The organism is Rhizobium sp. WSM409, from assembly GCF_057653825.1.
In genome coordinates this window covers 1,465,148-1,476,325 of sequence record NZ_CM172794.1, presented here as the reverse complement: position 1 = coordinate 1,476,325, position 11,178 = coordinate 1,465,148, and the positions used below count along the sequence as shown (strand labels likewise).

The 11,178-nt window shown below is 58.8% G+C and carries 14 protein-coding genes and 4 tRNA genes; 5 read left to right on the top strand and 13 right to left on the bottom strand.

Annotation, left to right across the window (positions count from 1 at the left end; translation table 11 throughout):
- Positions 1-228: 228 nt before the first annotated feature.
- The 11 genes from rplL to AC25BC_RS07350 form a co-directional block, all read right to left on the bottom strand.
- Complete coding sequence (gene rplL, locus AC25BC_RS07400) at positions 229-606, bottom strand: 50S ribosomal protein L7/L12 (protein WP_003547523.1); 378 nt, start codon at positions 604-606, stop codon at positions 229-231.
- Positions 607-663: 57 nt separating this feature from the next.
- On the bottom strand, positions 664-1,182 hold the full coding sequence (gene rplJ / locus AC25BC_RS07395; protein WP_012757016.1) for a 50S ribosomal protein L10: 519 nt from the start codon (positions 1,180-1,182) through the stop codon (positions 664-666).
- 329 nt (positions 1,183-1,511) lie between these two features.
- A complete protein-coding gene (gene rplA, locus AC25BC_RS07390; protein WP_012757015.1) occupies positions 1,512-2,213 on the bottom strand; it encodes a 50S ribosomal protein L1 in 702 nt (233 codons plus the stop codon).
- 4 nt (positions 2,214-2,217) lie between these two features.
- Positions 2,218-2,649, bottom strand: coding sequence for a 50S ribosomal protein L11 (gene rplK / locus AC25BC_RS07385; protein WP_003547518.1), 432 nt, complete (start codon positions 2,647-2,649; stop codon positions 2,218-2,220).
- A 176-nt stretch (positions 2,650-2,825) separates the two neighbouring features.
- Positions 2,826-3,356: a transcription termination/antitermination protein NusG gene (nusG, locus tag AC25BC_RS07380; RefSeq protein ID WP_003547516.1), complete on the bottom strand. Its 531-nt coding sequence runs from the start codon at positions 3,354-3,356 to the stop codon at positions 2,826-2,828.
- 17 nt (positions 3,357-3,373) lie between these two features.
- Complete coding sequence (secE, locus tag AC25BC_RS07375) at positions 3,374-3,574, bottom strand: preprotein translocase subunit SecE (RefSeq protein ID WP_003558522.1); 201 nt, start codon at positions 3,572-3,574, stop codon at positions 3,374-3,376.
- 195 nt (positions 3,575-3,769) lie between these two features.
- A tRNA-Trp gene (locus tag AC25BC_RS07370) sits at positions 3,770-3,845 on the bottom strand.
- Between the two features lie 168 nt (positions 3,846-4,013).
- Positions 4,014-4,907, bottom strand: a complete 894-nt coding sequence (locus AC25BC_RS07365) for an NAD-dependent epimerase/dehydratase family protein (protein ID WP_012757013.1) — start codon at positions 4,905-4,907, stop codon at positions 4,014-4,016.
- A 508-nt stretch (positions 4,908-5,415) separates the two neighbouring features.
- Positions 5,416-6,591, bottom strand: a complete 1,176-nt coding sequence (gene tuf / locus AC25BC_RS07360) for an elongation factor Tu (RefSeq protein ID WP_012757012.1) — start codon at positions 6,589-6,591, stop codon at positions 5,416-5,418.
- Positions 6,592-6,938: 347 nt separating this feature from the next.
- Positions 6,939-7,012 (bottom strand) — tRNA-Gly (locus tag AC25BC_RS07355).
- A 25-nt stretch (positions 7,013-7,037) separates the two neighbouring features.
- Positions 7,038-7,122: transfer RNA gene (locus AC25BC_RS07350), tRNA-Tyr, on the bottom strand.
- A 202-nt stretch (positions 7,123-7,324) separates the two neighbouring features.
- Between AC25BC_RS07350 and rlmB the strand changes: the two genes are divergently transcribed.
- The 4 genes from rlmB to AC25BC_RS07330 all read left to right on the top strand — a co-directional run bounded on the left by rlmB (position 7,325) and on the right by AC25BC_RS07330 (position 9,487).
- A complete protein-coding gene (gene rlmB / locus AC25BC_RS07345) occupies positions 7,325-8,215 on the top strand; it encodes a 23S rRNA (guanosine(2251)-2'-O)-methyltransferase RlmB (protein ID WP_128439654.1) in 891 nt (296 codons plus the stop codon).
- Positions 8,216-8,308: 93 nt separating this feature from the next.
- Positions 8,309-9,001, top strand: coding sequence for an AprI/Inh family metalloprotease inhibitor (locus tag AC25BC_RS07340; RefSeq protein ID WP_128439653.1), 693 nt, complete (start codon positions 8,309-8,311; stop codon positions 8,999-9,001).
- Positions 9,002-9,126: 125 nt separating this feature from the next.
- The gene (locus tag AC25BC_RS07335; RefSeq protein ID WP_003558513.1) at positions 9,127-9,285 is read left to right on the top strand and encodes a hypothetical protein; all 159 of its coding nucleotides are present in this window, start codon (positions 9,127-9,129) and stop codon (positions 9,283-9,285) included.
- Between the two features lie 64 nt (positions 9,286-9,349).
- Complete coding sequence (locus AC25BC_RS07330; RefSeq protein ID WP_012757009.1) at positions 9,350-9,487, top strand: hypothetical protein; 138 nt, start codon at positions 9,350-9,352, stop codon at positions 9,485-9,487.
- Between the two features lie 29 nt (positions 9,488-9,516).
- Here AC25BC_RS07330 and AC25BC_RS07325 read toward each other — a convergent pair whose 3' ends face one another.
- Together AC25BC_RS07325 and AC25BC_RS07320 are read right to left on the bottom strand one after the other, a co-directional pair.
- On the bottom strand, positions 9,517-9,936 hold the full coding sequence (locus AC25BC_RS07325) for a hypothetical protein (RefSeq protein ID WP_171815679.1): 420 nt from the start codon (positions 9,934-9,936) through the stop codon (positions 9,517-9,519).
- 232 nt (positions 9,937-10,168) lie between these two features.
- Positions 10,169-10,244: transfer RNA gene (locus AC25BC_RS07320), tRNA-Thr, on the bottom strand.
- Between the two features lie 158 nt (positions 10,245-10,402).
- Between AC25BC_RS07320 and AC25BC_RS07315 the strand changes: the two genes are divergently transcribed.
- Positions 10,403-11,176, top strand: coding sequence for an NAD kinase (locus AC25BC_RS07315; RefSeq protein WP_017993642.1), 774 nt, complete (start codon positions 10,403-10,405; stop codon positions 11,174-11,176).
- The last annotated feature ends 2 nt before the right edge of the window (positions 11,177-11,178 follow it).

Here is an 11,178-nt window from a genome sequence, read left to right as displayed (position 1 = left end):
AACGGACGGGAACCGATGGCCAGTCGATCCCGTCAATCAATGAGTAATTCAATCTCGTCCGACCCCAGAAAACGCTCAGCTCGGATTGCTGTGCTGCCCTCGGTGCGAGACCATCCTTTTGAAGAACCCATTACCCAAAAGCCGTTTCGACGCGGCTTTTGGGTAATTCGTTCAGAAAAACGGCAAATGGGAGGCAGTAAAGATACTGCCTCCCAAAGCAGTTCAAGATTACTTGACGTCGGCCTTGGCGCCAGCGTCTTCAAGCTTCTTCTTGATGTCAGCAGCTTCAGCCTTGTTGACACCTTCCTTGACAGCCTTCGGAGCGGCTTCAACGAGATCCTTGGCTTCCTTGAGGCCGAGACCAGTGATGGCGCGGACTTCCTTGATGACGTTGATCTTGTTGGCACCAGCTTCGACGAGGATGACGTCGAATTCGGTCTTTTCTTCTTCAACGACAGCAGCAGCAGCACCGCCGGCAGCGGCAGCAACAGCTACCGGAGCAGCAGCGGAAACGCCCCACTTTTCTTCGAGAAGCTTCGACAGTTCTGCAGCTTCCAGAACGGTCAGCGAGGAGAGGTCGTCAACGATCTTTGCGAGATCAGCCATTTTACTAGTTCCTTTGTTCGGTTCGAACCGGTTGATTATAAACAGCGAAAAACCGCCTTACGCGGCTTCGTCCTTCTTGGCGTAGGCCGCAAACACGCGGGCAAGCTGGCTTGCCGGTGCTGCAACAACCCCAGCGATGCGGGTAGCCGGTGTCTGGATCATGCCCAGCAGCTTCGCACGCAGCTCATCGAGCGAAGGCAGGGTCGCAAGCGACTTGACTGCTTCGGCGTTGAGCGTGGTTGTTCCCATGGCGCCACCCAGAACAATGATCTTGTCATTGGTCTTGGCGAAATCCATGACGACCTTCGGAGCGGTGATCGGATCGGTGCTGTATGCAATCAGCGTCTGACCCTTGAAGAGATTGGTCATCCCTTCCGCTTCCGTACCCTGAAGGGCAATCTTGGCCAGGCGGTTCTTCGCGACTTTGACGGTACCGCCAGCTGCACGCATCTTCGAACGAAAGTCGTTCATCTGCGCGACTGTGGCACCAGCATAGTGGGCCACGACAACTGATCCCGAAGCCTTGAAGACTTCGTTCAGTTCCGTGACGAATTCGCGTTTTTCCGCTCTTTCCACTGCCTATCTCCAGTTGGCGGGACCGAAAATGGGCCCGCCGGTTGCCTTTTGCCTCCTGGGATCATGCGAGATCCCAAGCGACGCTTGAGGATCCTGTCCCCCCGCGCTCTCGCGCCAATCAAGGCTAAAGAGGCACAAGGCATCCAAGGCTCGAACCGAGTTCCTAGAAGCGAACTTCATGCAATTCGGGTCTTACCCGTCTCATGCAGGCACAGTGATTAAGGGAAAACCACCTGCAATCTCGGACAGGATTCCGGATTTCTCCGGAATATTCCGGCCCCTTGCGAGGCCGGAAATTCAGTCGCCGGGCTTAAAGCCCGGCCATAAACTTACGCAGCCGGAGCACCGGTGACCGAGCCGGGCTCGATCTTGACGCCCGGGCCCATGGTCGAGGAAATCGCCACGCGCTTGACGTAGTTGCCCTTGGCGCCAGCCGGCTTCGCCTTGATGACTGCGTCAGCAAAGGCGCGGATGTTTTCTTCCAGAGCCTTGGCGTCGAACGAGGCCTTGCCGATACCGGCATGAACGATGCCAGCCTTCTCGACGCGGAACTCGACAGCGCCGCCCTTGGAAGCCTTGACGGCTCCGGCGACATCCATAGTGACGGTGCCGACCTTCGGGTTCGGCATCATGCCGCGGGGGCCGAGAACCTTACCGAGACGGCCGACGAGCGGCATCATATCGGGGGTGGCAATGCAGCGATCGAATTCGATCTTGCCGCCCTGGACGATTTCGACAAGCTCTTCGGCACCGACGATATCAGCACCGGCGGCCTTGGCTTCGTCAGCCTTGGCGCCACGAGCGAAGACGGCAACACGAACCGTACGGCCCGTGCCGTTCGGCAGGTTGACGACGCCGCGGACCATCTGGTCCGCATGGCGCGGGTCGACGCCGAGGTTCATCGAGACTTCGATGGTTTCGTCGAACTTGGCGACAGCCCGTTCCTTGACCATGCCAATGGCCAGGGTCAGAGCGTAGAGCTTGGTGGGATCAACACCTTCGTTGATCTTCTGCGTGCGCTTACCAGCCATGATCTTAACCCACCACTTCCAGACCCATGGCGCGGGCAGAGCCCTCTATCATCGCCATTGCACCTTCGATATCCGCTGCGTTCAGATCCTTCATCTTGGCTTCTGCGATCGACTTGATCTGAGCCTTGGTGAGGGAGCCGGCCTTGGCACCCTTGCCGGGCGTCTTGGAACCGGACGTGATCTTCGCTTCCTTCTTCAGCCAGTAGCTGACCGGCGGCTGCTTCATCGCGAAGGTGAAGGACTTGTCCTGGTAATAGGTAATGACGACCGGAATCGGCATGCCCTTTTCCATTTCCTGCGTGGCGGCATTGAACGCCTTGCAGAATTCCATGATGTTAATGCCACGCTGACCAAGCGCCGGACCAATCGGCGGGGACGGGTTTGCCGATCCTGCCTTGACCTGAAGCTTGAGCTGGCCTGCAACTTTCTTAGCCATATCTCTCTGCCTTTCATGAACGGCCGGTCGCCCGGCCCGTGATGCCGGATCTCTCCGGCGGCTGCGGTTGCGTGGTGCGGATCATTAGGGTCCGGCTAAGACCCCTCACCTTCCACGCGGATGCGGACAAGGTCCGCAGGAAACAGGCCGCAAGGGCCAGCCTCCAGTTTCTGCAATCAGACCTTCTCGACCTGAGCGTATTCCAACTCGACCGGCGTTGCGCGGCCGAAGATCGACACTTCCACCTTCAGGCGCGAACGCTCTTCGTCCACATCCTGAACCGTGCCGTTGAACGAAGCGAACGGGCCGTCGGAAACGCGGACCTGCTCACCGATCTCGAAGGTAATCGAGGCCTTCGGCCGCTCGACACCTTCCTGGACCTGACCGAGAATGCGCTCGGCTTCATAGTCCGGAATCGGAACGGGCTTATTGTCGGAACCAAGGAAACCCGTGACCTTCGGCGTATTCTTGATCAGGTGATAGGCTTCGTCCGTCAGATTGGCGCGAACCATGACATAGCCCGGGAAAAACTTGCGCTCGGAATCGACCTTACGGCCGCGACGCACTTCCACCACCTTTTCGGTCGGCACGAGGATCTTCTCGAACAGGTGCTCAAGCCCCTTCTGGCGAGCCTTGTTCTCGATATCTTCAGCCACCTTCTTTTCAAAATTGGAATATGCGTGGACGATGTACCAACGTGCCGCCATTTTCATCTCCACCCGTATCAGTTGCCGGTATTCAGCACGAAGCTCAGAGCCCAGCCAATCAGCTGGTCAGCGGCAAAGAAAAACAGCGCGGCGAAAACCACCATCACCAGCACCATGACCGTCGAGATCATGGTCTCGCGGCGCGACGGCCATGTAACTTTGGACGTCTCGGAGCGAACCTGCTGCAGAAACGTAAACGGATTGGATTTGGATGCCATCGACTGCCCACGCAATTACGGCGCGTAAAGCTGAAACTATCAGCCCCACGCACCGCGTGTCTGTTGAACCCTAAATAAACACCGATTTCCGAATACACAAGAGGGAAACCGAAGTTTAACGAAATTACTTGCCACCAATCAATCCCCGGCCGGAAATGCCGCGAGCATGTCCGCGCTGTCCCGCATCCAGGAAAATGGCAGGGGCAGTAGGGCTCGAACCTACGACCTGCGGTTTTGGAGACCGCCGCTCTACCAACTGAGCTATACCCCTTCATACCGATCATTCAGCGCCTGGGCCAAGGCCCGCAAATCGCTGCTGAAAAGCATGGCGCTCCCTTTAAGACGACGACACGGGATTGGCAAGCACGATTTTCGATTTTCAAGGCCATTCTCCTGATATGCGAGCGATCGGCCTTTCAGTCGCGGAACCACGGTCCATTCAGACCTTCACATATTTCCGCCAATCGTGTTCTTCCTTAAAACCCAGCACCTCGCGGATCTTGCGGTTGGAGAGCAGGCCCTCATATTCGCCGATCTCGCGGGTGAAGGGCACGTTCGGAAAGAATCGCTTCGCAAGCTCTTTCGATGGCGTATTGGCCGAGACGGTGTCGTTGGCGGCGTTGAAGACCTGGTAGCCGAGGCCGTCCTTCTCGATGCAGAGATGGCAGATCTGCCCGAGGTCGCGGGCGTCGATATAGCTCCAGGCGATTCGCTTGCGCATCTCGGGATTGGCGAAAAAGGTCGGAAACTTCTCGTATTCGTCAGGCTCGATGACGTTGCCGATGCGCAACGCATAGATGTCGAAGCCCGAACGTTCGGCAAAGGCGCGCGCCGTCTTTTCGTTGACCACTTTGGAAAGGCCGTAGGAATCCATCGGATTGACGTCGTAGTCCTCCTCTAGCGGGAACTGGTGGAAATCGCGATGGCCTTCGGCGAAGCAGACGCCGTAGGTCGTCTCGCTCGATGCGACGATGATCTTCCGGATGCCGAGTTTCACCGCCGCCTCGATGACATTATAGGTGCCCATCGTGTTGATACGGAAGGTTTCGTTGTCGGGCTTGATCAGGATGCGCGGGATGGCGGCGAAATGCACGACGGCGTCGAAGGGCTGTACGCCCCTGCCCGCGTCGAGATCGGGAAAATCGCGATGCATCGAAAGCGCGTTGAAGACCTGACCGCTATCGGTGATGTCGGCGATGAGATTGGTGACGCCGGGGCTATCGAGCGGCACGAGATCGAGGTTGTGAACCTCGTAGCCGGCATTGACGAGCCACGGCACCGCATGGCGACCTGCCTTGCCCGAACCGCCGGTGAATAGAATACGTCTCTTCATGGAATATCCTCCGCGTCATGAAATCGGAGGCATAGATAGACGCTTCCGCGCGAAGAGCAAGCGAGCGTCCTGCAAGGGTTCACCCCCGCGTCGCCAGGAGCATCCTATCCGGGAGCACCTGACCGATCATTTCCGATCACCGCAGAACCCTGCGATGTTCGGCAAAGGTCGTCACTTGACGACACTTACCTCGCCAATCTGCACTACGGCAGACTGAACAACTTCTTGCGGTATTGCAGCGATGAAAAACATCGTGAAAACATACATCGCGAATATCGTCGCAGCGAATGTGGCCTTTGGAATCATCCGGGCTCTCCTCTTTGCAAGGAGGAGTCTGGACTACATTGACCCAATCACAAACCGGTTTCTGAACGTGAGATGAACAAAATACTGTGACAGGCCAACTTAACGATATTTTTACAACACCTGTTAAACCTACAGGAAGCCATCAAAATGAAAAACCCCGCTGTTTCCAGCGGGGTCTTCATAATTGCGGATAACTCGAAAGTTACTCGACGATCGACGCGACGATACCGGCGCCGACGGTGCGGCCGCCTTCGCGGATAGCGAAGCGCAGCTTTTCTTCCATCGCGATCGGAACGATCAGCTCGACCGATACCGTGACGTTGTCGCCCGGCATGACCATCTCCGTGCCTTCCGGCAGCGTCACAATGCCCGTCACGTCGGTCGTGCGGAAGTAGAACTGCGGACGGTAGTTGGTGAAGAACGGCGTATGACGGCCACCCTCTTCCTTCGTCAGGATGTAGGCTTCAGCCATGAACTTCTTGTGCGGCTTGACCGAACCCGGCTTGCACAGAATCTGGCCACGCTCAACGCCGTCACGGGTAACGCCGCGGATCAGCGCACCGATGTTGTCGCCAGCCTGGCCCTGATCGAGCAGCTTGCGGAACATTTCAACGCCGGTCACCGTCGTCTTCGTCGTCGGGCGGATGCCGACGATCTCGACTTCTTCGCCAACCTTGACAATGCCACGCTCGACGCGGCCGGTCACAACCGTACCGCGGCCCGAGATCGAGAACACGTCTTCGATCGGCAGCAGGAACGGCAGGTTGATCGGACGCTCAGGCGTCGGGATGTAGGCGTCGACAGCAGCCATCAGCTCGCGGATCGAATCTTCGCCGATCTTCTTGTCCGAATCTTCGAGAGCAGCAAGTGCCGAACCCTTGACGATCGGGATATCGTCGCCCGGGAAATCGTAGGACGACAGCAGTTCGCGAACTTCGAGCTCGACCAGTTCGAGAAGCTCGGCGTCGTCAACCTGGTCGACCTTGTTCAGGAACACCACGATTGCCGGAACGCCGACCTGGCGGGCCAGCAGGATGTGTTCGCGCGTCTGCGGCATCGGGCCGTCAGCGGCCGAGCACACCAGGATCGCGCCGTCCATCTGGGCAGCACCGGTGATCATGTTCTTGACGTAGTCGGCATGGCCGGGGCAGTCGACGTGGGCATAGTGGCGGGCCGGCGTCTCGTATTCAACGTGAGCCGTCGAAATCGTGATGCCACGCGCCTTTTCTTCCGGAGCCGCGTCGATCTGGTCGTACGCCTTGTACTCACCGAAGTACTTCGTGATCGCTGCCGTCAGAGACGTCTTACCGTGGTCAACGTGGCCAATCGTGCCAATGTTGACGTGCGGCTTGTTGCGCTCAAACTTACTCTTTCCCATTTGAATGCTTCCTGTGAACGAAAATGGTGGCCCCGGCGAACCGGTTTAGTGCCGCCGTTTAAGGCTTTCGGCGACATTGCGCAAGACTTAATTGCAGACGCCATTCTTGGCCTGACAGCGCATATGGGAGACAATTCGCCGCCTGCAAGGCGATTCGCCAAAGCCCCCTCGAAAATCGCTGAAATCTTAGAGAAAATCGCATCGACCGCCTGAGACGCGCCATAGACGTTCGGCGTCGAGCGCCCTTCCCTGCCCGCCGACAGCCACAACCGTCAGCTTCTCCGCCAGCGCCGGAGACATCTCGGGACTACCGCGGCAGCGGTCGTATGAAGTCGAGTAGCGGAAACTGGAGCGGGTAGCGGGAATCGAACCCGCGTATTCAGCTTGGAAGGCTGCTGCTCTACCATTGAGCTATACCCGCGCGGGTGGTCCGATCCGATGACGAATGGTGGAGAGAGTTGGATTTGAACCAACGTAGGCTGAGCCAACGGATTTACAGTCCGTCCCCTTTAACCACTCGGGCATCTCTCCAGTTTTTCGTCCGGATCGCAAGACCAAGTTCGTCAGACTTCGAAGCGTTGCCGCCCGTCGTCTGCGCCGCGTATATGACCGGAGCATTTCAGTCTGTCAACACGATGACAACGGAAAAAACACGAAAAATTTCATTCGCCGCCGAAAGCCGGCATATGAAAGAAAGCCTATGCGGCAGCGAGCGCCATGGCTATAAAGCTGCATGAGCAAAGACAACAAATCCGGCGGCAAGACCGCGACAGACCCATCCGCCAAGGATACGCATTACGCCATTCTGCGGCGCGCCCACCGTGACGCCAAGCGCGAACGCGGGGAGATTCCGACGCCTCAACCGCAGAAGCGAAAGCGCGGCGGTGACGACTGGAAGCCGCCGGCGCTTGCGCCCGACCAGGTGCATCTCTATGGCCTGCATACGGTGCGTGCAGCGCTCGACAATCCCGAGCGCAAGAAGATCAAGCTGTTCGTAACGCAGAACGCACTGGCGCGCCTCGAAGTCGACGTCGAAGCGCTCGGCATGCCCTTCGAGATCGTCTCGCCGCAGGAGATCGACAAGGTGCTCGGCCCCGAGGCGATCCATCAGGGCGTCATGCTGGAAACACGGCCGCTTCCGGTCCGCCGGCTCGAAGCGCTGAAGGAAAGCCCTCTCCTGCTCGTCCTCGATCAGGTGACCGATCCGCACAATGTCGGCGCGATCATGCGCTCGGCCGTCGCCTTCAATGCGGGTGCGGTCATCACCACCCAGAGACATAGCCCGACCGAATCGGGCGTGCTCGCCAAGTCAGCCTCCGGCGCGCTGGAACTGATACCTTATATACAGGTGACCAATCTCGCCGATGCGCTCGGTGAATTGCACAAGCTCGGTTTCTCCACCATCGGTCTCGATTCGGAAGGGCCGGCGCCACTCGAAGGCACCTTCTCGGGCGAGAAGGTGGCGCTGGTGCTCGGCTCCGAGGGCAAGGGACTTCGGCAGAAGACGCGGGAAACCGTCAACGCACTTGCCCGTCTCGACATGCCGGGCGCGATCAAATCGCTCAACGTCTCGAACGCAGCGGCAATCGCGCTTTATGCGGCGCGGCTCCACCTGAAGGCATAGGCTGGCCCGCAGGCAGTCATTCAAAGTGCTACAGAGTCCCATGCGCGTCTGAAAAGACGCGCAGCGCTGTCGTCGCGACAAAGGGGAATTGTCATGATCCGTTTCATCCCTAGGCTCGCGGCTTCGGCGGCAGCACTCCTCGTCTGCGGTTTCGCATACGGGCAGGATATCGATCCCGATATTCTCAAAGCGCAGGCCGGGACATATCTCGTTGCCGCGGAAGACGGAGGAGCCGGATGCCGGCTGACGCTGGAAACCGGCGAAGCGATCGGCGGCTATTCGCTCTCCGGTCAGGACTCCTGCATCAAGCCGCTGCCGGCACTTGCCGAAGCCTATTCCTGGAATTTCGACGGCAATGGCGGCGTCATCCTGATCGATGCGACGCGCAAGGTGCTCGCTCGCTTCGTCGAGAACGAAGGTTCGCCGATGAAGACGGAGGATGGTGCGGCGCTGTTGCTGATCGCGGCCCCTGACGGCGTCGATCGCCTGCCGACCGTCAGCAGCCTTGCCGGGACATGGACGATGCAAAGACCGGACGGCGAAAGGCTCTGCGGCGTGACGCTCAACGGCGATGTCGATGCGGACGGCAACGCGCTGCTGTCACTTTCCGACGATTGCGCTGCCAATGTCGCCAGACTGAAGCTCGCAGTCTGGCATATCGAGGGTTTCGGGCTGACGCTGATGGGCCGTGACGGTTCGTCGCTTGGCTTCGACATGCGCGCCGACGGCAATTTCGATAAGTCGAAGGAGGAAGGTGGTAAGCCGCTTTCGCTCGTCCGCCGCTAACCCGCAGCCAGGCTCCGATGACGGAAAAATCCACTTTTGCCTTGGAATGACGCCCCGGGGCACTATGATCGGGCGATGTCCGGTTGTAGCGACCAGCTCAGAAGCAAGAAGGAACGATCCCTATCATGGCCATTCGACCGCTGATTTTCGGTATCCTCTTCATCGCGGTCTTCGTCGTGATTATCATCAGCATCATCTGGGTGGACACATCGCACCCCATCCACCAGCCCGATCCCCTGTCGCCGACGGCGCCCGGCCCCGCGACGCCGGGACAGGTACAATAATACTGGCAGGAACGCGGACGGCGATCATGCGTTAATCCCGTAATTGAACGAGGATTGAACGCTTATGCGCATAATGATCGCCGTCGTCGCCTTCATGGTCGCCTCCGTACTCAGCATCGCGATGATGTCGCCCTCCGGCGCTGGACAGACCGGCAATGGCGACAGGATCGAGGCGAGCGTCAACGAACCCGTCACTCAATGAGTAAGGCCCGGATGACCGGGCCTTTATCGTCAGCTGCGGTAGAGCCAGAACGGCATACCACGATCGCGATCGCGCCACTCGCGGCGCTCCTGCCAACGCTCGGCACGCCACCGCCGCCAGTGACGGCGATCATCGCGCCAGTCGGACCGGCGCCAATCGCGCCCATCGCGCCAGCCACGATCGTCACGGTCGCGATCGCCTCGCCAGCCACGGTCATCACGGTCGCGATCACCTCGCCAGCCATCACGTATTTGAACGATATCGCCCTGCGTCGACACCGTCGGCCGCTCGGCCGGCATGGCGGCGGCCGGTGCCACGGACGCGAAAGCCGCACCGACGGAAATGGTTGCGGCGAGAAAGAGATGTGCGAGCTTCATGGCTGTTTCCTCGTTGATGATGAGGCGAAGATAAGCGGACGCGGCTGAATTGGCGGTGAAGCAGCCCTTCACACGCGGTTCATCAAACGATACGTGCTGTCTGAAAAGTCTGCTGGTGCGATCGATCGAAGCAACGTCGAACCCAGGCTACGGTTTAGAAGGCGGTATCGTAGGGGAAAGATGGTGCAGCCAACCAGAGCATTCTGGAACCAGTCCGCCTTCGTTCCTGACGGAACTACGACGCGACAGCCTCCGCTTAGCTGCTCTCTTCGGCTCGCCGAGCCGAAGCTCACGGAGCGTAGGCTGGTGCCCCCGCCAGGGTTCGAACCCGGGACCCCCTGATTACAAATCAGGTGCTCTACCAACTGAGCTACAAGGGCAATAATTGCCCAACTAGCAGATTCTATGATTCTGTAAAGGGGAAATCCGTGTCTGCGTCGACTGGTCGGCTGCAGCTCAAAACGCTTGGCGATAGAAAACGCCCTTGTCGCACAAGGGCTTTATCCTTTAGCTAGGGTAGCATCATAAAGGGCATTGCATGGGCCGTTCATTTCAGACGCTTTCCTTTCTCGCCTCACCGACGACGGAGGCGCTTGCCGCGCGTGAGGAGTTGATTGGCCTCTATGGTGACGTACCGGCTGACGAAGCCGACGTCATCGTCGCGCTCGGTGGCGACGGTTTCATGCTGCAGACGCTGCACAACACCATGAACTCCGGCAAGCTGGTTTACGGCATGAATCGCGGCTCGGTCGGCTTCCTGATGAACGACTATCGTACAGACCGGCTTCAGGAACGAATCTGCGTCGCCGTCGAAAACGTCTTCCGGCCATTGCAGATGACGACGGCCAACGCCGACGGCACCAACTCGACGGCGCTCGCCATCAACGAGGTCTATCTTTTTCGCCAGTCCTATCAAGCCGCGAATCTGAGGGTTATGGTGGACGGGCGCGTGCGTCTGGAAGAACTGATCTGCGACGGGCTGATGGTGGCGACACCTGCCGGATCGACGGCTTATAATCTTTCCGCCCATGGCCCGATCCTGCCGCTCGAGGCGCCGCTGCTCGCCATGACGCCGGTCAGCGCTTTCAGGCCGCGGCGCTGGAGAGGTGCTCTGCTGCCGAACAAGGTGACCGTCGATATCGACATTCTCGAGCCGGAGAAGCGGCCGGTGAATGCGGTGGCCGACAATACCGAGGTCAAGTCGGTGCTGCATATCCGCATCGCCCAGTCGGAGCATGTGACGGCGCGCATTCTTTCTGATCCCGACCGCTCCTGGTCCGACCGTATTCTCGCCGAGCAGTTCAAGGATTGAGA

Excerpts from the sequence above, each read along its gene's own strand:
- rplL (WP_003547523.1), bottom strand. The coding sequence starts at position 606 with ATGGCTGATCTCGCAAAGATCGTTGACGACCTCTCCTCGCTGACCGTT.
- rplA (WP_012757015.1), bottom strand. The coding sequence starts at position 2,213 with ATGGCTGGTAAGCGCACGCAGAAGATCAACGAAGGTGTTGATCCCACC.
- rplK (WP_003547518.1), bottom strand. The coding sequence starts at position 2,649 with ATGGCTAAGAAAGTTGCAGGCCAGCTCAAGCTTCAGGTCAAGGCAGGA.
- nusG (WP_003547516.1), bottom strand. The coding sequence starts at position 3,356 with ATGGCGGCACGTTGGTACATCGTCCACGCATATTCCAATTTTGAAAAG.
- secE (WP_003558522.1), bottom strand. The coding sequence starts at position 3,574 with ATGGCATCCAAATCCAATCCGTTTACGTTTCTGCAGCAGGTTCGCTCC.
- AC25BC_RS07365 (WP_012757013.1), bottom strand. The coding sequence starts at position 4,907 with ATGAAGAGACGTATTCTATTCACCGGCGGTTCGGGCAAGGCAGGTCGC.
- tuf (WP_012757012.1), bottom strand. The coding sequence starts at position 6,591 with ATGGGAAAGAGTAAGTTTGAGCGCAACAAGCCGCACGTCAACATTGGC.
- rlmB (WP_128439654.1), top strand. The coding sequence starts at position 7,325 with ATGAGCAAAGACAACAAATCCGGCGGCAAGACCGCGACAGACCCATCC.
- AC25BC_RS07340 (WP_128439653.1), top strand. The coding sequence starts at position 8,309 with ATGATCCGTTTCATCCCTAGGCTCGCGGCTTCGGCGGCAGCACTCCTC.
- AC25BC_RS07335 (WP_003558513.1), top strand. The coding sequence starts at position 9,127 with ATGGCCATTCGACCGCTGATTTTCGGTATCCTCTTCATCGCGGTCTTC.
- AC25BC_RS07330 (WP_012757009.1), top strand. The coding sequence starts at position 9,350 with ATGCGCATAATGATCGCCGTCGTCGCCTTCATGGTCGCCTCCGTACTC.
- AC25BC_RS07315 (WP_017993642.1), top strand. The coding sequence starts at position 10,403 with ATGGGCCGTTCATTTCAGACGCTTTCCTTTCTCGCCTCACCGACGACG.